Raw genomic sequence first — 18,987 nt, 5'->3', positions numbered from 1 at the left:
TAGTGTAGGCCACTACGAAAGCTCTGTGACGGAAATCGCAGACCAACTTTTCCCCTGTTTCGGCGCATCACCGCAGGAGGACACCACGCCGTCGACAAGCTGGGGCTCAAGTTCCACGAGCCATCGTTGTCCCGTGCCGCCCTCAACCACGGCCGTGTTTTCCTCGACCTCCGCGATGCGCAGCTCCCCCGCCTGTGTACCGGGATTGCGGGCCGCAACTGCGAGTTCGGCGACCTGGCCTCGCGCGTCCCAACAGGAGCGCCCTCGGTTGCCCGGCAGGAATAGTTCGCCCCGCTGCAAGTGCAGCACCAGGTCTTTGGCAGCGTGCTCATTAAGATGCCCGAAAGAATAGCCCCACGGCAGTGCAATTATCGACGGCGCGAAGCGGTGCCCCTTCGTGTGGGAGGATTCCCAAATTAGTCCCCCCGGGAACCCCGCGGCTAACGCAGCCGCTAGTGGCCGCCCTTTAATGGCGCAGCAACGATCACGTTTACCGTGAGTACAGACCAGCAGCACCGGATGATCAACCTTGGTACCCACTGCCACGTGCGGATCAATATCCAACAGCGCGGCGGGTTCTGGGATGGCCAGGCGTCGTACCTCGCCAAAGACGTCGGCGATCAAGACAGTCGGTTGTTCCACCCGCTGGCCTTCCCTGCCGGGCCGGCGGATCAGCTGTAATTGCACCTTGTGGCTCGCCGTGTACTTTTTGAGCTCCGCGGTGAGGTCGTCTCCGAAGGCGTGCCCGTCGAGAATGTCGTGTCCCCAGCCATAAGGATGCTCGAGAGCGACGAACAGCTCGCCAGTTTTGGCAGTGCCCGGCAGTGGCTCCGCCTGCACATCGGAACACAACGCAATCTTCCTAGGAGTCATGCCGTCAAGTGTACGTTTACAACGATTGGCTCACGAAATACCTATTTTGTTTAACTACCGCTCGGTGCCCACTACCCTTGAGTATATGAACGCCACAATAACCACTCCTTTCACACGCAATCTCGTTGTTTGCGCCGCCGCGGTTGCTAGCGTGGCACTCCTTAGTGCGTGCGGCCCCGAGGAAAACTCCCCGGCGACCGCTACTTCGAGCGTGGTAACTACCTCAAGTTCTACGATTCAAAAGCAAGCCCTCACCACAGACCAGGACAGTTCCCCCCAGCCATTAGGGCAAACGGCACCGGGCAACAAAACCCAAACGCCTAGCCCATCGGGCAAGCTTGTCCCTACCAGCATGCGGGTGGGCCACCATGAAGATTTTGATCGCGTGGTGTTTGATTTAGAAGGCGATGGAAACCCCGGTTGGTTCACTAACTACACCGACACCGCCACCCAACAGGCCAGTGGACAACCGCTTAATGTTGCCGGGCAATCCTTCCTCAATATCAACATCGACGGCACCACTTATCCCTTTGAGCTGGGCATTCAACAACAGCTCGACCCCATTAAAGGCGCAGGTGGCCCAGTCGCCGAAGTAGTGTCCGGCGGGACTTTTGAGGGCCGGTCTCAGTTTGTCATCGGCATCAACGCAAAAGATGCCCCCTACTCAGTCACATACCTGGAGAACCCAAAACGCCTCGTCGTGGACATTGCGGCTCGCTAATCATAGGTAGCTTCCACACGCCAGCGCCCAGCTATCCACAACAGTAAGAACGCCCTCGGCCCGACATCAGATACCACCTGGAGTCGGGCGCAGGCTGAGTCCGCATCGCCTTCCCACCAGCGCCCCGCCACTGGCCATGGCCCAGCCCAGCCAATCACGCTGGCCCGATACGATCCCCAAGAAATCGCTGCTGGTGGGGCGCTCAACACTGCATCAGCAGTGACATACACTGCGTTACCCTCGGCAGATAGTAGGTGCACCACCGCCGCCGGGTGTCGAGCCCGCGCAGGCAATGGCCCGGGTATTGCGCCTGGCCAAGAGCCATCCGCCGGCTGGGCAGGATCCCGTTGCTCACCGAAAGCTACCAGCTCCACTCGCTCCACCGGGCTTTCGCCACCCGCGGCAATCGGCTGACATACCGCCTCGACCCCCAGCATCGACTGCACGCGACTTGCAACACGACGCACTTCTTCCAGTCGCTCGTTAGCCCCGCCCCACAACGAACGTTCTTCTGGGGCGCTTACTCCCAGAGGCGTAAGAATGAGCTCCACGATGCCGTCGCCAAGCTCGGCATCCTCGGTCACCCCACGCGCCGTGAGCCAACCATCCAACTGCCAACGTGAAGCGTCCTGGGTTTTGTTCCTACTCACTTTTGAGAGGATTGGAACATGGCCAAGAGGTATTCACAGGAGTTCAAGGATCGCGCGGTGCGGATGCTGATCGATCGTTTAGCCGATGATGGCTCGTGTTCTCAGTGGCAGGCGGTCAATGAGATCGCACCGAAGCTAGGGATCGCGAATGAATCGCTGCGCCGCTGGTACGAGCAGCATTTAGTGAACGCGGGTGAACGGCAGGGGCTTACGCGTGAAGAGCATGAGGAGATTAAACGGCTCAAACGCGAGGTTGCGGAGTTGCGGCGGGCGAATGAGATTTTGAAGACTGCTTCGGCTTTTTTCGCAGCGGAGCTCGACCGTCCGGCCCGATAATGATTGCTTATATTGATGAGTATAGGGATCGTTTCGGGGTCGAGCCGATTTGCCGGGTATTGGGCGTGAGTCTGGAGGGAGGGTTTATCACCTCTCGTGGCTACCGGCTGGCGAAGAGCAGGCCAGCGAGCGCCAGAAGCATACGAGACAGGATCCTGATCGATGAGCTCAAGAAGATCCACACCAAGAATTACAGCGTCTACGGGGTGCGGAAGATGTGGCATGCAGTGCGGCGTGCTGGTTGGGATGTTGGCCGTGACCAGGTGGCTCGGCTCATGAGAATCGGTGGAATTGAGGGTGTTCGCCGGGGACGCGCCCCAATCACAACCCGGCCCGTTCAGGAAGTAGATTCTCGTCCGGATCTGGTCAATCGGCAGTTCAAGGCCAGTAGGCCCAACCAGCTGTGGGTTGCTGATATCACGTATGTACGAACCCTATCCGGCTTCGTGTATACAGCGTTCGTTACTGATGTGTATAGCCGCAAGATTGTGGGTTGGGCGACGCGTTCTTCGATGAAAACCGAGGCGCTACCACTAGAGGCACTCGAGCAGGCCATTCAGGGAGCGAAAGATACTCTGGTGGATCTGACGCATCATTCCGATCATGGCTCGCAATACACGAGTGTTGCCTACAACGAGAAACTCGCTGACTACGGGATCAAGCCCTCCACCGGGAGCGTGGGTGATTCCTACGATAACGCGCTAGCCGAGGCTGTCAACGGCCTGTACAAAGCCGAGCTGATCTATTCCCAGCCCTGGTTCTCACTGACCGAGGTCGAGTTTGCGACGTTGAACTGGGTCCACTGGTGGAACCACGAGCGCCTCCACGAAGCCCTCGGATATAAGAGCCCTGCAGAGATCATCGATATGTATAATCACACCCGGGTCAGCGAGCTGACCCCCGTATAAGAAGCGGAACAAAACCCAGGACGCTTCAAACGCACCCGATCGGCGGTGGCCGCTTCACTCAAGGGCTCGTGCGTACGCCACGTGCGACTCAATTGCTGCTCGTTACCAGCGACATTCACTACCGCGGTCACCTTAAGCCGTTGACACACCACGCCGGCTGCGCGCAGCTTTTCATGCAGTGCAGCCGCCAGACCGCGGGCATAAAAGGCAGCGGCATCCACTCGATTAATAGGGTCTGGCGGAGTTCCCCGCACATCAAGGGGTTCCCCCTCCCACGCAGGGGCAACTTTCCGCACCAGATCACCGCTGGCAATGTGGTGAATCCGCTGTCCAGCTTGCCCAAAACGCGTAACGACGCTCCCCTTCGGCAACCTCGCCACCTCACCCAACGTTGACAACCCCAGCTCACACAACGCTGCAACGGTGTCCCGACCACAGGCCAGCGACTCCTCCGCAAGCAAAACCTGCGTGGGTAAACCCGACAAAAAGTCCCGATCCGCTCCCGGCGCTACCACCTGCCCTTGCCGCGCCGCCAACACGGCCGTCTCGATACTGCCAGCCACTCCCACCAAACAATCGACACCCCGCAACGCAGCCGCATCCAACAAAAGCTGGGCAGCCCGTTCCTCCCCACCATGAAACCGCGCCGCCGCACCCGCATCAACCACCGCCAAACCAGGGCGCAGCACCTCAACGCTCGCCACCACACTATCCAGCCCCTCAACCACCAGCTCGAAAGCGCGGGCGTCCCGGTCATTATCCCGCTCCACCAGCCTTAACGACGCACTAAGCGCCTGCGCCGCCCTCGCCTTCATCCCCCTTCGCACGCCCCGCCTCCGAGCAGCTGCCGAACACGCCCACACGCGGTGATTGCTCACTAGTGCCAGCTCTTCGTCGCGCTGGCCCGGGCGTTGGCCCAGGTGGTGGCCGGTCTGATGGCCGGGGCCCAGGTGGTGGCCGGTCTGATGGCCGGGGCCCAGGCCCCCAGCTAGAGCCACCGCATGAATGGGCCAATCCGGAAACCACAATGCCATCATCCGCATCAGCTACACCACCCTTAGCCGAGGTGTCTCAGCTACCGTCGCACACTTGCCCACCGACAGCACCCCACTGCCCGGCCGGCCACTTTTCTGCCACACATTCACCGCAAGGTCCAGACCGCGAATCCGTCCCGTGCCCGGACCAATCCCATGAAAGGCACACACGTGCGCCTCTATTCGCACCGCCGGAGAAGCTACCGCAGCGTTCACCAAGACTAACGCCGCCCGACCACTGCGCAACTTGGCGAGCAACGGCCGCGCACGTGCCGGAGAAAGCTCCACTACCTCCGCACTGCGGTACAGCACCATATCCATCCCTTCACATAGCACTGCAACCGTATTTAAGGGCTCCACCCCAGGATCCGGAACACTGATCACGTGTGCTAATTTCCCACCGGCTTCCACAACCGCAGCTAGCAACAGCTCCGGCCACCCAATAACCGCCACATAGCCACCATTTTTGGTTACCTGCGCCATCAACTCAACCGCCAATATCGAGGAATCGCCCAGCTGTGTGACTGCACGTTTTGGCAGGCCACCACCGATAAGGAGATCGGAAATCGCACTAGGGACCGCTAACGTTTCCTCCGGAACCGGCTCCGGATCTACCCCGGCACCAATGCGCGACATTCGTGCCCGAAGCGCTGCGACGCGATCTTGCCTGCTCAGTGCAGCAAGATCAACCTCCACAGATTTTCGAACACTCGTTCCCGTCATAAAAATAGTAAACCGCACTCCCCCAACATGGTCAACCCGGCCGACTAGCAGGGGTTTCCTGGGGGCGGTTAGCTGCGACGATTGAAATGGCTCCTATCCACGACTCAACATAGCAGCCTGACTGTCGGCAGCTTGATGGTTGAAACTCGATGGCTACAGCTTGGCGAGCTGAGTGCTTACAGCCCAGCAGGGCTTCAGAAGCGCTACATCGTCCCTTCGCGGTAGTCGGACTACACAGATGCCCCAAATTTTGGCGTTTTTAGCCGTTTTAGGTAGTCCGACTACCGCGAAGGGACGACATAGAAGGTTTGCAGCCCCCCTCAAGCCAAAGCCAAGCCCAAAGCCAAAGCCGAAGCCCAAAGCCAAGCCCAAACCAAAACCCACCAAGGTGCTTTAGGATACAAACAATGAAACGCATCCACTCCGGCTGGAACCGCATGCTCTATGCATTTGCCTTGGGCGCGGTCGCAGCCACCTTGGGCAGTTTTATGAGCATCCCCATCGCCATATTGCTGGCCATCACAGTTACCACCGGCAGTTTTGTCATTAGTGGCTGGGCAGCCACCTGGCCATTAGACGCTCGAGGCACACAGCGCCACGTAAGCCAGGAAGACTACTCTCCGCTTATTGACGAGCTAGTCGTTTTAGCCACAGTAGCTGCCAGCGTGGTATGCATCGTGGTCCTACAGCTGGGGAAACAGCAGTTGCCGTTGCTCGATTCTGGGCTCACCATCCTGGCGGTTTCGCTTTCGTGGGCGTGTGTGCATTTCATGTATGCGGTTCGTTATGCGCACGCCTACTACCAGCGCGATGGTGGCATTGATTTCAATTCACCTGAGTCACCCCAATTTAGCGATTTCCTGTATTTCAGCTACAACCTGGGCATGACTTATCAAGTGTCGGATACCTCTGTTTCTTCGCCACAACTTCGTGCTATTATCCTGCGCCATTGTCTATTGGCCTACGGGTTTGGGGTGTTCATCCTCGCTACTGCAGTCAACCTGACAGTAGGCCTGATCTCCGCGTAAGCCGCTAATGGGGGCTAATCCAAGTCAAAGCGGTGCGCCCACCGGGTGAGGGCATGCCGGTTTGATTGCTGGGTTTTCCGCAGGATATTGGATGAGTGTGTCTCCACCGTTTTTACCGAGATGAATAGCTCGGAAGCGATCTCTTTGTAGGTGTATCCACGCGCGAGCAGCCGGAGCACTTCAAGTTCGCGACGCGTAAGGGCGTCGATAGCTGGGTCGGCCGGGGCTGCGGGGGTGTCGTCCACTACCCCGGCTCCCGCAGTGGCGTCCGGGCGCGCGAAGGCATCGAGGACGAAGCCCGCCAAGCGTGGCGAAAACACCGCGTCCCCTTCCGCTACCCGATGCACTGCTGACACCAGTTCGGTACCGGAGATCGTCTTGGTTACATATCCGCGCGCACCAGCTCGAATCACCGAAATAACGTCTTCCGCTGCGTCGGACACGGACAGCGCGAGGAAGCGGGTCTCGGCAGTGACGCCACGGATCACTGCCTGCCCTCCGCCGTCGGGCATGTGGACGTCGAGAAGCACCACGTCTGGCGCAGTCGCGTTGATGCCGGCGATGGCGTCTGCCACGGTGCCGGCCTCGCCCACGATCGTGACGGCGTTGGAGATTTCGGCACGGACACCGGAGCGGAAAACGGAGTGGTCATCGACCAGAAAGACGCGGATCATGCTTCCGAGTCTAGTGGGAGGCTCAAGTGGACTTCCACGCCTTCGCCCGGCGCGGTCTTGATGGAGACGGTCCCGCCAGCACGCTCGACGCGGGCGCGGATGGAGTCGGTCAGCCCATGTCGTGAGGGGTCCACCTTAGCTGGGTCGAAGCCCACGCCACGGTCACGAACGAAGATATCCAACGTGTCGCCAAATGCCTCCGCATACACATCAACGGTGGTTTGGCCGGAGTGCTTAGCAGCATTGACCATGGCTTCGCGCGCAGCCAGGATTCCGGCCTGGGATATGTCATTGAGTGCGCAGTCCGAGCCGACCAGCACCGGGGCGATACGAACGCTAAACATGTCTTCGACTTCCCCGCACGCCAGCTCAATGGCCTTAAACACGGTGGCTGCCCCGCCGGACATGTTGTCTTGGGTCCCGAATAGCCACTGGCGCAGCTCGCGTTCCTGTCCGCGCGCGAGCCTGGCTACTTCGGCTGGGTCCTCCGCTCGCTTCTGGATGAGCGCCAAGGTCTGCAACACCGAATCATGCAGCCGGGAGGCAATGTCGGCGCGTTCGGCAGCCACGGCCTTTTCTTCCCGCTCTTCATTGATCCGTTGCCACATCCGCACCACCAGTGGCACCGCCAGCAAGGCAGCACCGGCGAGCGTCAGAAGTACCGCGGCGAGCGTAGCTCCGAACATCGCCGGCGACGTCCAATTGACCGTGATAAACATGATTCCGGACAGCACCAAAACCGTTCCAGCGACGATTCCCACGATGCTCCGTGGCGCTGTGAGCGCGTCAATACCCTGGTCATAGACCCGCCATAGCAGCAGCGCACCTACCCCGACAACCACCACCGACAGCAAGTTTGCACCGCGGAAACCCGTCACGAGCGCAATACTCAAAAACGCCCCCACAATCCCCAGCGCCACCAAGCTCAGGTTCGCGGCCCGTGAAAACTGCGGCAGCTTCTTGCTTGCCGACGCCTGCGCGGTCGCCATCTCAAGCGTCTTAACAGCTTCCTCATCCTGGATCGGGTTAGCCGGCTTGGTGAAAATCCACAGAAGCATGTAAAACCACAGTCCAGCACCCCCAAAGAATGCCGAGAACAACAATGCCAACCGGACGAACAGCGGATTAGTTTTCAGCTGCACAGCTAGCCCGGCCGCGACTCCCCCGACTACCCGGGATTTCTTCGGCCGGTAAAATACCGGATACAGGGCGGTTGAACTCATGAGATCAATAGTGACACGTGCGCCCCGGCTACGACATCAGGGCAAGCCCTGAGCTAACCCTGATTTTTACGTTGAGGTGGGAAATCAGGTGAATCCCTGATGCTTTCTCATTCCAAATCTTCCACAATCAAAGTATGAGCACAAACACCACTTCCACCGATTTCCAGGAAACCTTCCGTCAGATGTGGGCCACCCGCCCTCCTCGAATCCCCAAGGACCAAGGCGGGGACGGCCACGTCGCCGGTGTGTGCGAGGGGCTCGGTGTCCGCTACCAGCTTGACCCGACGATTTTCCGCGTACTCTTCGTCATTTTCGGCATCTTCGGTGGTGGCATCGCCACGTATTTCCTGGCCTGGCTTATCATGCCGCGTTATTCCTTGCCGATTTCACCGTTGGAAGCGGTGAGCAAGCCCGAAGGCAAACAATTCAAGAAGGAACGCGAACTCGGCTGGTGGCTTATCGTCGGCACCGTGATCTTTTGGTCCACCACCTTTAGCGACACCGCCAATTTCATCGGCAGCTCCTCCCTAGTAACCACGCTCGCAGCATGCGTCGTCTGGTACTTCCTGCACCAGCGCACCCCGGTCCCACCAGCGGGCTTGCTTAGCGACATCCCCGGTGACCCAGGACCAGACTTTTCCTCGTTGAAGCCGGTCGATGGATTTCCGCACCCGTACGTTCGCCAAACCCCACCAGATTGGGATCCGCTTGGCGTAGCGCCATTTGCTTGGCATCTTCCCGATCCAGGGCCAGCTCCGGAACCGGAAAAACCGAAGTCATCCGTGTGGAAGTGGATCATCGGCATCGGTGGCGCCACCGCAGCCGTCATCATGGTCGCCTCGGCGACAGGCACTGCGGTGTTTATTGCAAAGGATGACCAACCGCTTACCACTCCGGGTATCCAAAATGAGATTGTCACGACCGAGATGGAGCTCAAAGACTCTTACGACTTCGGTGTCGGCAACGTCGAACTCGACTTCTCCGAGCTGGCACCGCTCAGCACGGAACGAAAAGTAAAGGTAGACACCGGTGTGGGCAACGTCGACATCTATCTACCCACCACGTCCCCAGTGAAGCTGGAATGCGACACCGGGGTCGGCAACACCAACTGTGTGGACGGCACCTATCACCCAGACGCCGACGGCAAACTACTCACCTTGGTTGTTGACCACGGCATTGGAAATGTCACCATCCACAACCAATAGTGCTGGTCCAAAAGTGCACCCGGTGCGCGCTACCCATCAAGCGATGGGAGCCAAACCGGGTGCACTTAGTTTTATCCAGTGACTCAGGCTGGGAACTGCAAGTCCTTCGCCTCGGCGTAGGAATACTGTGTGCCGCGCTTGGTTACGGAATCCGCTGCGTAGAACGCCGCTCGTCGCAAAGCAACCGGCAGTTCAAGGCCTGCATCAATCGCGTGGGAAAAACATCCGATGAAAGCGTCGCCAGCACCGGTTGTGTCCACCGCGGCGACGGGGAACGGTGGAGTGAAGGTTTCGCCATCATCGTTTAGGCACAGCACGCCACGATCACCGAGGGTAACGATCACGTTGGAAATGCCTTTACGACGGAGAAATTCCGCGGCTGCCCTGACCTCATCCAGAGTGGTCACCGGCATACCTGTGATGAGGGCTAGCTCAGACTCGTTCGGCATGAAATAGGTGCAATCCGCAATCTCCGAAAGCTTGAGTCCAGGCTGCGCCGGTGCGGGGTTGAGCAGAACCGGCACCCCGAGTTCCTTGGCCAACCGAATGGTGTAGTACACCGTTGGCAGCGGAATCTCCAGCTGCATGACAATTAGTGAGCACTGTGCGAGGTCCGCACGAGCTGCTGCGACATCCTCCGGAGAGAGTCGTGCGTTCGCACCTTGCACGATAAGAATCGAATTTTGGGAGCTTTCGTCGACGAAAATGGGGGCGACGCCACTCGTTGCCTCGGTCTCGAGGACATACTTGGTGGAGATCCCATTCGCCACAAAGTTCGCCCTGGTATTAGCGGCAAACGCATCATTGCCAACGCGCGTAACCATTAATACCTCGGCGCCATTGCGCGCAGCAGCCACTGCCTGATTCGCGCCTTTGCCACCACACCCCATCCGAAAATCTGGGGCCTCAATCGTTTCACCAGGTCCAGGCATTCGATTGATATAGGTGATGAGGTCAACCATATTTGACCCAACAACTGCGATCATTTTTCGCTCCTCAAGCCGGTACGAACATGGAACTCACGCGTCTGGCCAGCAGCCAACTGGACAAGTGTTCCTGCCCGCTGCGCCGCTTTGAATCCTTCCGGACGGCACGTGCCAGGTAGCACAAATGCTGCCACTTGCTGATCGGGATTGTGCAGCACCCAACGGGTAGCGACGGGAAACTCAGCCGAATCGAAGGAAGTAACAAAGTCGCCCATCGTTACCTCGATTGTTTCACCGTATTGCGCCAAATCTTCGGCAAACCACACGATCTCCGGATCATATTTCTCCGGCTCAGACAATTCGACATAAGGCTTGCCCAGAATCTGCTTGTTGAAGGTCGTCCACTCCGGGGTCGGCTGCACGTGCGCTGGCACTGACTCCCGCAGCTTAAAGGCATCGTCCGGCACGTTGCCGCCAAACCGGGCATTATCGACGTAGGCATAGTTCATATGACACATGTACTGCAGTGGCATCGGCTGGTACTTGCTCTTATTCGTTACCGCAAGGTCGATATCGAACTGGGCTTCCCCGGCACCTAAACGCACCACTGGCACTGCCTCGTAGTGATGACCGAAGCCCTGCACGTAGGTGTAGGAACCCGAGATCGCTACACTGTTTTCGGTAATTTCCAGCCAGGCCTCGTCGAAAGGCGCGCAGGGAAACTCTCCATGGAGTGGATGTGAGTCGTCGGGAGCGGGGCACCCAGCGCTGAGCAATCCAGAGTGGAAAGCGAAACAGCCGTAGGTGTCCACGATGACGTCGGCAGGCTTTGGCTCGGTGAACATGTTCTTCATGGTCAACGAGGTGCCGTCAAAGTTGGCCTCCCAGATTATCTGCCCCATGAAGGGCAAGACCTCTACAAAACCACGGCTGTTGCGGATCCGCACTGCTTCGACTCCGGAGCTATAGGTCCAGGCGGTGACGGTAAATTCGGATGAGCTCAGCAGGGTGGTCTCCGCGGAGTACGTGCCTCTGTGCAGTGGAACCTTATACATTGCTATGCCTCCTTGTATAGGCGAATGAAATGAATCAAGACTGCAGCGAAGCACACGAGGGACACCCCGAAAGCGAGCTGCATGGAACCGGTTTTGTCAGAAACCAAGCCTTGAATGAGCGGTACCACCGCACCACCGATAATCGACATCACGATGACGGCACCGCCAGTTTCGGTGTGGCGTTTGTCCTCGATGGCATCCAATGTCCGGGAGTAGATGGTGGCCCAGCAGGGCCCAAACAAGCCCGAGGCAATGATGGCGGCATATACCGCGGAAATATTTGGCACAAACATCACGTAGAGCAAGGACAGGCAGCCCAAGACCGAGTACCCGATGAGCACGAGATTCGGATCAATCTTGGACATGAAGATATTCGCGAGGAACTTGCCCAGGAAGAAGGCGATGAAGGCGAAGATCATGAACGTCGAAGCCGAGCGTTCATTGAGTGACGTATCCAGATTGAGCGCCAGGCGAATCGTGAAAGACCACACTGCAGTCTGCATACCGACGTACAGGAATTGCGTGAGAATGCCACGGCGGAAACGCACGTTACCGGCCAGGTAGGTCAGCGTTTCGCCAATGGATGCGGTAGCCTCGTGCGTGGCATCGCGCAATGGCTTGCAGCTAGGCATTTGTGTCAGCGCCACGATGATCAGTAGGACCACCAGCACCATGATGATGAACTGGTAAGGCATCAGGGTTCGCTGCAACATCTCTTGTGCGAAGGCGGTTTGCTCATCCGCGCTCATCGCGGCCATTTGTTCATGTAGGGCATCACCTTCGGTGAATACGAGGTATTTGCCCAACAAAATTCCGAAGATTGATCCGAGCGGATAGAAGGTCTGGGAGATGTTGAGCCGCAGCGTCGAGCTGGACTGTGGGCCAAGCATCGTGGAATAGGTGTTGCAGGAAGTCTCAAGGAAAGACAATCCAACCGCGATGGCGAATAGCGCCACGAGGAAGACAGAATAGGTTGCCATGTGCGACGCTGGGAAGAACAGCGTGCAGCCGACGATGTAGAGCGACAGCCCGATCAAGATTGAGAGTTTGTAGCTGTATTTCTTGATCACGCGGGATGCCGGAATTGCGATCAAGAAATAGCCACCATAAAACGCCGATTGTACGAATGCGGAGGCGAAATCCGAAAGCGTAAAGATCGACTTAAACTGCGTGATCAGAATGTCGTTCAGCGAAGCAGCCGCGCCCCACATGGGGAAGCAGATGGAGATTAGGATGAATTGGAACCACGGGATCTTATCCAAATAGCCATCCTGCTGCTGGATGGTTCGGTCCTTGATCAGCGTGGTCATTGTGCACCGCCGGTGATGATCTCCACGCCCTTGGAAGCTCCGATCCGGTTTGCGCCCGCTGCCTTCATTTTCTCAAAGTCTTCGCGGGTACGGATACCACCGGATGCTTTAACGCCCACCTGAGGTCCGACGGTTTCCCGCATGAGCTTGACATGATGTTCAGTTGCCCCTGCGGTGCCAAATCCCGTGGAGGTTTTCACAAAGTCTGCGCCAGCTGCCACCGCTCGCATGGAGGCTTCCACGATTTGCGGGTCATCCAAGTAGCACGTTTCCACGATGACCTTGACCACGGTCTCTGCGGGGACGGCCTTGACAACCGCCCGGATGTCCGCCTCAACTGCATCCCAGTTGCCGTCGAGAGCAGCACCAATGTTGATTACCATGTCAACTTCACCTGCACCATTGGCTACGGCTTCCTCAGCTTCCCGAGCTTTTGTGGCAGTGGTGTTCGCCCCAAGCGGGAATCCGATGACGGTGCAGACTTTTACGTCAGTGCCAGCCAAGCCTGCTGCGCAGCGCGCCACCCACACCGGATTGACGCACACCGAGGCGAAGCCGAACTCTTTTGCTTCGGCAACCAGGGTGTCGATGTCAGCCTTACGTGCCGTCGCGACAAGAAGGGTATGGTCAATTAGTTTTGCGTCCTGCATCACAGAACCTTCCACTCGATGTGTTAAGACACATTTAGATTCACACCGAGTGGAACATATGTCAATACCCTAAATTACAAATGTGCCCCCATTTGGGAACTAATCTGAAGTACTTTCTCGCCTGTAATGGCATCAATCACAAGATGGGAGGCGTAACCATTACGCAGCGCCACTTCGATAGCCTCGGCCTTTTCCAATCCTCCCGCCACAAGAAGACGAACCGGACGGCTCTTTAGTCCTTCAAGTGAAATCCCTACCGTCCGAGAGTCCACATCGGGGCAGCAAATATTTCCCCGCAAATCCACCCAACGTGAACAAATGTCACCAACGGCATTTGTCAATATTTTGGCTTTGTCCTCCTCGGAAAAGTAGCCAAGCTGGAAAAGCACGGAATCTGGAGTAGCCGCCCCCACGGTAAACACGACTACATCTGCGTGCGCACCTCGATCCATCACCGAACGGATGTGTGGCTCTGCTTCAACCAGAGACTTCACTTCACGATTCTGGAAAACCGCAGGCAACGGCAACAACGAGGCATGAGCGTTCAGCGCCCGGCAGAACAGGTCGATCGTCTCGAAGTCATGCGTAGCTTTCCCAGAATGTGACATCCCACCCTTCAACTGCACGACTTCCACATTCCGCAAATTTTGGAATTCAAGATGCCGGGCAATTGAATACATTGTCCTGCCCCAACTGACTCCCAGCACGGTGCCGTCGTCAAGCAAGCTCTGCAAGGTTTGGGCACCCAGTCGGCCGATGGCAGCGTTGACATCGGCGGCGTCGCGGGCACGCCCCGGCGCGACCACCACTTCATCGAGCCCAAACTGTTGCTTCAGCTGGGAAGCGAGATCGGAACCTGACTCGCGGGGATCGTCAATTTCTATGCGCACGAAGCCCTTCTCGCGTGCGTACGTTAGCAACTTAGACACCGTCGGCCGCGAAACACCGAGCTCCTTCGCGACCTCCGATTGCGACAGGTCCAGCAAGTAGTACAGACGAGCTGCGTCAATGGCGGAGTTGTCCTTGGAATCCACGATGTTTTGCTACACCGCCCGTCGCATGATGGCGTCGAAAAGCTTGTTCGGCAGCACGGCATGCGCAAAGACCAGCGGTTTCGCCCCAAACCCAATGAGGTAGCGCGCCTTTGGCCGCTTGGCCTCGACCGCCTGAACCATCGCTTTCACCACTACCGCGGGATCGGAAATCATCGACCCTTCGTACATCTTCCGCATGCTTGCCGACGCCCGCTTGGCCTCCTTCGCATAGGCGCCGGCGCCGGATGCCTTTTCCAGGTTGTCGGCAGCGATTGCTCCCCATGGGGTCTTGATCGCGCCAGGTTCGATTAGCACGACATCAATGTTGTGGCCTGCGGTTTCCATACGAAGGGCGTCGCTAAGTGCCTCGACGGCGTACTTCGAGGCGTGATACCAACCGCCGAAGTAAGCCACCATTCGGCCGCCCATGGATGAGGTATTGATGATGCGCCCGCTCCCCTGTGTGCGCATGATCGGCAGAACAACCTTGGTCAATTCCATGAGTCCAAAGACATTGACATCGAATTGCTGACGCGCGTCTGCGATATCGACATCTTCGAGGGCACCGTAGAATCCGAACCCCGCATTGTTGATAAGTACGTCGATGCGTCCCGCCTGCTCCTGAACTGTTTGGACGGCCTTTTCGATGGACTCCGTGCTAGTGACGTCCAGCTCAACTGGAACGATTTGGAAATCCCGAAGCTTTTCCAGCTTGTCCAACCTGCGAGCAGCTGCGAAAACTGTGTGGCCACGAAGCGCGAGCGCCTTGGCGGTCTCGAAGCCGATCCCTGAGCTAGCACCGGTGATGAAGATATTTGACATGCATCTAAGTCTACGTTTGCCCATGCATGTGGGGTTGGTTCTCCGTCCGTCTCCGGGCCGACTGTTGAGCGCGCCGCATTTTTGCTTCAGACCTGCTACCGCGTCGGTTCATGGTAGTCGGACTACCTCGATCGAATTTTATTCGCCTTTTTCCGCCAGTCTGCGTCGTCAGACTACGTCGAAGGGACGCGCTAGCACTACTGCAGCCCGCCTCAGCCCGCCTCAGCCCGCCTCAGCCCGCCTCAGCCCGCTGGGCTGCTTCCTCTGAGCAGCCCGCCTCAGCCCACCACGAGCCCGCCGCAACCCGCCTCAGCCCACCACCAACCCGCCTCAGCCCACCTGCAGCCTCACAAAAAACAAAACTGCACCTAGCAAATTGAATCGCTAGGTGCAGTCAGCCTAAAGAGAGGCTTATTCCCACTCGATGGTTCCCGGTGGCTTGGAGGTGCAGTCCAGCACGACGCGGTTGACATCCGGCACCTCGTTGGTGATGCGGGTGGAGATTTTTTCCAGGACGTCGTAAGGCAGGCGGGTCCAGTCGGCGGTCATGGCGTCTTCAGAGGACACTGGGCGCAGCACGATTGGGTGGCCGTAGGTGCGGCCGTCGCCTTGGACGCCGACGGAACGGACGTCGGCAAGCAGCACGACTGGGCACTGCCAGATCTCGTTGTCGAGGCCAGCGGCGGTCAGCTCGGTGCGGGCGATGAGGTCGGCTGCGCGCAGGGTCTCGAGGCGTTCCTCGGTGACTTCGCCGATGATGCGGATGCCGAGGCCTGGGCCTGGGAACGGCTGACGGTTGACGATTTCCTCCGGCAGGCCAAGCTCCCGGCCGACCGCGCGAACCTCATCCTTGAACAGCAGACGCAATGGCTCTACCAGTTCAAATTCGACGTCGTCAGGCAGGCCACCGACGTTGTGGTGGGATTTGATGTTTGCGGTGCCAGCGCCTCCGCCGGACTCGACAACATCTGGGTACAGCGTGCCCTGAACCAGGTAGCCGACATCCTGCCCCTCAAGCACAGACGCCACGGCGCGCTCGAAAGAACGAATGAACTCTGCGCCGATGGCCTTGCGCTTTGCTTCCGGCTCGGTCACACCGGCCAGCTTGGCCAGGAACGCTGCTCGCTCGTCGACGGTCACCAGGCGGGCACCGGTAGCTGCGACGAAGTCCTTTTCCACTTGTTCGCGCTCTCCGGCACGCAATAGGCCGTGATCCACGAAAACGCAGGTCAGGCGGTCGCCAATGGCGCGCTGCACGAGCGCTGCCGCCACCGCGGAGTCAACGCCACCGGACAGGCCACAGATGGCGCGCCCTTCCGGTCCGACTTGCTGCTGAATCTTTTCCACCAGCTCGTCGGCAATGTTGGCGGCGGTCCAATCCTGCTCCAGACCTGCGATCTCCGTAAGGAAGCGCACCAGCACTTCCTGTCCGTGCGGAGAATGCAGCACCTCTGGGTGGTACTGCACACCAGCCATGCGCTTTTCGACGCACTCGAAGGCCGCCACTGGGGCGCCCGCGGAGGTCGCAGTAACGGTGAATCCGGCTGGGGCCTCGTGCACGGCGTCTCCATGCGACATCCATACCTTGTGGGTAGCTTCCAAACCGGAGTGCAAAACACCGCCGACCACATCCATATCGGTGCGGCCGTATTCGCGGTTGCCGGTGTTCGCGACGGTGCCACCCATGGCGTGCGTCATGGTCTGGAACCCGTAGCAAATGCCGAATACCGGCAAATCAAGATCGAAAATTGCCGCATCGATCTTCGGTGCGCCTTCTTCATACACGGAGGAAGGTCCACCGGACAGGATCAGTGCTGCCGGGTTCTTAGCTTGGATTTCTTCCACCGTTGCGGTGTGCGGAATTACCTCGGAGTAGATCCGAGCTTCGCGGACGCGACGCGCGATGAGCTGCGCATATTGGGCGCCGAAGTCCACGACAAGTACAGGGCGATGGTTCGGTGAAGTCACGCCTTAAGAGTCTAGCCGACGTGCACGTGCGGACGCGATTTCCCTTCGGGATACTTCCGTCGCAAGATCTCATGCACGAGCGCCGCATTTTGCCCACGCCCGACGAACAGGAATCGCACCATGTCCCGATACGGCGACCCGGGCGACCATTCAAAGTACAGGTCAATTGCCACTGGATTGTGGTCAAAAATGTCCGCTGCGATGGCCGCGATCGCATTCGGAATGGAAGCTGCCTGGGTGCGTAGCACGCTGACCTCCCCGACAGACACACCATGGACCTCAATGGGAGCCGAAAACTCCGAGACATCTCGCAACTTGACTTCCAGGAAGATGATCGGCTGGGAATCCGGGATAAGGTTTCGAGTGCGAATTCGGTGCTCTTTGTATTCGTAATCTTCACTACTCCAGTCACCTGCCGCGTGTGCCACGATCGCCATCCGCTGCCCGCATGCCCCGGCTCTGATCATGTTGTTGGCTTGCTTGTCATAGCGAATCGTAGAGCTACGCAGCTCAAAGGCTCGGTGTGCGCGCGAGACCAGCGAAGACACGACGATGCCCACGATGAACCACATCGCCACGTGCAAACCCTCCGGCCGCTCAATCATGTTCGCGATCATCGTGTACACAAACACCGCCGCGATCAGCCCGTACAGCAAGAACTTCCATTTCGCACCGCCGTGGTGTTTCGCGTCCCAACGCGCCGACAGCGTCACCGCCACTGCACCCGAAGTCAGCAGGACCAACACGCCAGTCGCATAGGCGCCTGCCTGCTTTTCGACGCTCGCCCGGAACACAATCGTGATGAAGAAAGCAATCGCCGCCACCATAACCACCATCGGACGGTTCCGAGCCACCCAGCTAGGGGCCATACCGTAGCGAGGTAGCCAGCGAGGAATCAAGTTCAAGATCCCAGCCATCGCCGAGGCGCCAGCGAACCACAGGATCGCCACGGTCACCAGGTCATAGACCGTTGAGAATCCCTGGCCCAGGTACATATGCGAAATGTATGCCAGGGCTCGGCCGTCGGCAGGCCCGCCGGGCTGGGCGTCTTCGGCCGGGATGAGCAAGGTGGTAACCACCGACGACGACATCAAGTAGATGCTCATAATGCTCGCAGCAACCAACAGCAACGTACGGTCGGCTTTGATTTGGCCGGCCTTGCCGGATTTGGTTTCGATCTGCGGAATCACGGCCACACCAGTTTCAAAGCCGGACATGCCCAGCGCAAGCTTAGGGAAAATCACCACGACTATCAGCGCCATTGCCCAAGGATTAGGGTACTGCGTGAACAATTGTTGTTGCCAGGCAGTGATGGCCTGCGGGTGCTGAGCCACCTCATACAATCCCCGGCCAATGACCACGGCATTGAGCGCCAAATAGGTGGTTACCAGCACGACAGCAATGCGAATAGCTTCGTTAAAACCCCGGTAGAACACTGCAGCCAATCCGGCCAGCATGAACAAAGTCAATGGCATCGTCCAGGGGGATTCCGTGGTGCGCAAGACGTGGGCGGAAGCGTCTGCTGCTGACAACGTCATGGTGACCATGAAGTCAGTGGCGGCGAAGCCCAGCAGAATCAAGACCGCAAACTTACCCTTCCACCCTGGGATAAAGCGATTGAGAACGGTAATGGAGCCTTGGCCATTCGGAGATTCGCGGGCGATGCGCCGGTACACTGGCACAGCGCCAAGCATTGTCACGGCCACCAGGATCAGCGTTGCTAGAGGCGCGAGAGCACCAGCGGCAGCTAATGCGATTCCGGGCGCGTAGCCCAGCGTGGAGTAATAATCGAGCCCGGTTAAGCACATAACCTTCCACCATGGGTGGCGCTCTTCAACCCTTTTCGG

At 58.4% G+C, this 18,987-nt stretch carries 18 protein-coding genes; 4 read left to right on the top strand and 14 right to left on the bottom strand.

Features of this window, described 5'->3' with window-relative positions:
• Window positions 1-12: 12 nt before the first annotated feature.
• The gene (locus tag CEPID_RS02455) at window positions 13-873 is read right to left on the bottom strand and encodes a sucrase ferredoxin (protein WP_047239614.1); all 861 of its coding nucleotides are present in this window, start codon (window positions 871-873) and stop codon (window positions 13-15) included.
• Between the two features lie 352 nt (window positions 874-1,225).
• On the opposite strand from CEPID_RS02455, the gene CEPID_RS02450 reads away from it, so the two are divergent.
• Window positions 1,226-1,594 (top strand): AMIN-like domain-containing (lipo)protein, encoded by a 369-nt coding sequence (locus tag CEPID_RS02450; protein ID WP_201775208.1) that lies wholly within the window; start codon window positions 1,226-1,228, stop codon window positions 1,592-1,594.
• On the opposite strand, the gene CEPID_RS02445 is transcribed toward CEPID_RS02450, so the two are convergent.
• Window positions 1,591-2,244 carry a hypothetical protein gene (locus CEPID_RS02445; RefSeq protein ID WP_144413423.1) on the bottom strand — a complete coding sequence of 218 codons (654 nt, stop codon included), beginning with the start codon at window positions 2,242-2,244 and terminating at the stop codon, window positions 1,591-1,593. The two genes, CEPID_RS02450 and CEPID_RS02445, sit on opposite strands and share 4 nt — an antisense overlap.
• Before the next feature lie 18 nt (window positions 2,245-2,262).
• On the opposite strand from CEPID_RS02445, the gene CEPID_RS02435 reads away from it, so the two are divergent.
• Window positions 2,263-3,488 (top strand): IS3 family transposase gene (locus CEPID_RS02435; protein ID WP_144413386.1). Its coding sequence is split into 2 segments (ribosomal slippage): window positions 2,263-2,542 and window positions 2,542-3,488, totalling 1,227 coding nucleotides; the frame shifts between segments, so codons are not numbered across the junction.
• Here CEPID_RS02435 and CEPID_RS02430 read toward each other — a convergent pair.
• Both CEPID_RS02430 and CEPID_RS02425 read right to left on the bottom strand, forming a co-directional pair.
• Window positions 3,455-4,486 (bottom strand): Y-family DNA polymerase, encoded by a 1,032-nt coding sequence (locus tag CEPID_RS02430; protein ID WP_158408011.1) that lies wholly within the window; start codon window positions 4,484-4,486, stop codon window positions 3,455-3,457. The genes CEPID_RS02435 and CEPID_RS02430 overlap by 34 nt on opposite strands.
• A gap of 48 nt (window positions 4,487-4,534) precedes the next feature.
• A complete protein-coding gene (locus CEPID_RS02425; protein ID WP_047239613.1) occupies window positions 4,535-5,245 on the bottom strand; it encodes a hypothetical protein in 711 nt (236 codons plus the stop codon).
• Between the two features lie 407 nt (window positions 5,246-5,652).
• Here CEPID_RS02425 and CEPID_RS02420 point away from each other — a divergent pair, with 407 nt between their 5' ends.
• Window positions 5,653-6,273: a DUF1345 domain-containing protein gene (locus CEPID_RS02420; RefSeq protein ID WP_052843306.1), complete on the top strand. Its 621-nt coding sequence runs from the start codon at window positions 5,653-5,655 to the stop codon at window positions 6,271-6,273.
• Window positions 6,274-6,287: 14 nt separating this feature from the next.
• Here CEPID_RS02420 and CEPID_RS02415 read toward each other — a convergent pair whose 3' ends face one another.
• Complete coding sequence (locus CEPID_RS02415) at window positions 6,288-6,944, bottom strand: LuxR C-terminal-related transcriptional regulator (protein WP_201775217.1); 657 nt, start codon at window positions 6,942-6,944, stop codon at window positions 6,288-6,290.
• A complete protein-coding gene (locus CEPID_RS02410; protein ID WP_047239611.1) occupies window positions 6,944-8,170 on the bottom strand; it encodes an ATP-binding protein in 1,227 nt (408 codons plus the stop codon). The genes CEPID_RS02415 and CEPID_RS02410 overlap by 1 nt, the downstream gene beginning before the upstream one ends.
• 134 nt (window positions 8,171-8,304) lie before the next feature.
• On the opposite strand from CEPID_RS02410, the gene CEPID_RS02405 reads away from it, so the two are divergent.
• Window positions 8,305-9,375, top strand: a complete 1,071-nt coding sequence (locus tag CEPID_RS02405; RefSeq protein WP_047239610.1) for a PspC domain-containing protein — start codon at window positions 8,305-8,307, stop codon at window positions 9,373-9,375.
• Between the two features lie 83 nt (window positions 9,376-9,458).
• Here CEPID_RS02405 and rbsK read toward each other — a convergent pair whose 3' ends face one another.
• From rbsK to CEPID_RS02365, 8 genes are all read right to left on the bottom strand, one after another.
• Window positions 9,459-10,361, bottom strand: coding sequence for a ribokinase (rbsK, locus tag CEPID_RS02400; RefSeq protein ID WP_047239609.1), 903 nt, complete (start codon window positions 10,359-10,361; stop codon window positions 9,459-9,461).
• Window positions 10,358-11,356: an aldose 1-epimerase family protein gene (locus tag CEPID_RS02395; protein WP_047239608.1), complete on the bottom strand. Its 999-nt coding sequence runs from the start codon at window positions 11,354-11,356 to the stop codon at window positions 10,358-10,360. Before CEPID_RS02395 ends, rbsK begins: the two co-directional genes overlap by 4 nt.
• A gap of 2 nt (window positions 11,357-11,358) precedes the next feature.
• Complete coding sequence (gene fucP / locus CEPID_RS02390; protein ID WP_047239607.1) at window positions 11,359-12,666, bottom strand: L-fucose:H+ symporter permease; 1,308 nt, start codon at window positions 12,664-12,666, stop codon at window positions 11,359-11,361.
• Complete coding sequence (gene deoC / locus CEPID_RS02385; RefSeq protein WP_047239606.1) at window positions 12,663-13,316, bottom strand: deoxyribose-phosphate aldolase; 654 nt, start codon at window positions 13,314-13,316, stop codon at window positions 12,663-12,665. Before deoC ends, fucP begins: the two co-directional genes overlap by 4 nt.
• Window positions 13,317-13,390: 74 nt before the next feature.
• A complete protein-coding gene (locus CEPID_RS02380; RefSeq protein ID WP_052843303.1) occupies window positions 13,391-14,350 on the bottom strand; it encodes a sugar-binding transcriptional regulator in 960 nt (319 codons plus the stop codon).
• A 9-nt stretch (window positions 14,351-14,359) separates the two neighbouring features.
• Window positions 14,360-15,172 (bottom strand): oxidoreductase, encoded by an 813-nt coding sequence (locus CEPID_RS02375; protein ID WP_047239604.1) that lies wholly within the window; start codon window positions 15,170-15,172, stop codon window positions 14,360-14,362.
• Window positions 15,173-15,583: 411 nt separating this feature from the next.
• Window positions 15,584-17,140, bottom strand: a complete 1,557-nt coding sequence (guaA, locus tag CEPID_RS02370; protein ID WP_083984337.1) for a glutamine-hydrolyzing GMP synthase — start codon at window positions 17,138-17,140, stop codon at window positions 15,584-15,586.
• A gap of 11 nt (window positions 17,141-17,151) precedes the next feature.
• Window positions 17,152-18,948, bottom strand: coding sequence for an amino acid permease (locus CEPID_RS02365; protein ID WP_047239602.1), 1,797 nt, complete (start codon window positions 18,946-18,948; stop codon window positions 17,152-17,154).
• Between the last annotated feature and the right edge of the window lie 39 nt (window positions 18,949-18,987).

Source organism: Corynebacterium epidermidicanis, assembly GCF_001021025.1.
In the GTDB taxonomy this organism is placed as follows: domain Bacteria; phylum Actinomycetota; class Actinomycetes; order Mycobacteriales; family Mycobacteriaceae; genus Corynebacterium; species Corynebacterium epidermidicanis.
This window is presented reverse-complemented; position numbering and strand designations above follow the sequence as displayed.

Bases quoted from the DNA above. Each gene is read 5' to 3' on its own strand.
- rbsK (WP_047239609.1), bottom strand. From the start codon at position 10,361: ATGATCGCAGTTGTTGGGTCAAATATGGTTGACCTCATCACCTATATC.
- CEPID_RS02420 (WP_052843306.1), top strand. From the start codon at position 5,653: ATGAAACGCATCCACTCCGGCTGGAACCGCATGCTCTATGCATTTGCC.
- deoC (WP_047239606.1), bottom strand. From the start codon at position 13,316: ATGCAGGACGCAAAACTAATTGACCATACCCTTCTTGTCGCGACGGCA.
- CEPID_RS02410 (WP_047239611.1), bottom strand. From the start codon at position 8,170: ATGAGTTCAACCGCCCTGTATCCGGTATTTTACCGGCCGAAGAAATCC.
- CEPID_RS02425 (WP_047239613.1), bottom strand. From the start codon at position 5,245: ATGACGGGAACGAGTGTTCGAAAATCTGTGGAGGTTGATCTTGCTGCA.
- CEPID_RS02375 (WP_047239604.1), bottom strand. From the start codon at position 15,172: ATGTCAAATATCTTCATCACCGGTGCTAGCTCAGGGATCGGCTTCGAG.
- CEPID_RS02405 (WP_047239610.1), top strand. From the start codon at position 8,305: ATGAGCACAAACACCACTTCCACCGATTTCCAGGAAACCTTCCGTCAG.
- CEPID_RS02450 (WP_201775208.1), top strand. From the start codon at position 1,226: ATGCGGGTGGGCCACCATGAAGATTTTGATCGCGTGGTGTTTGATTTA.
- fucP (WP_047239607.1), bottom strand. From the start codon at position 12,666: ATGACCACGCTGATCAAGGACCGAACCATCCAGCAGCAGGATGGCTAT.
- CEPID_RS02395 (WP_047239608.1), bottom strand. From the start codon at position 11,356: ATGTATAAGGTTCCACTGCACAGAGGCACGTACTCCGCGGAGACCACC.
- CEPID_RS02365 (WP_047239602.1), bottom strand. From the start codon at position 18,948: ATGTGCTTAACCGGGCTCGATTATTACTCCACGCTGGGCTACGCGCCC.
- CEPID_RS02455 (WP_047239614.1), bottom strand. From the start codon at position 873: ATGACTCCTAGGAAGATTGCGTTGTGTTCCGATGTGCAGGCGGAGCCA.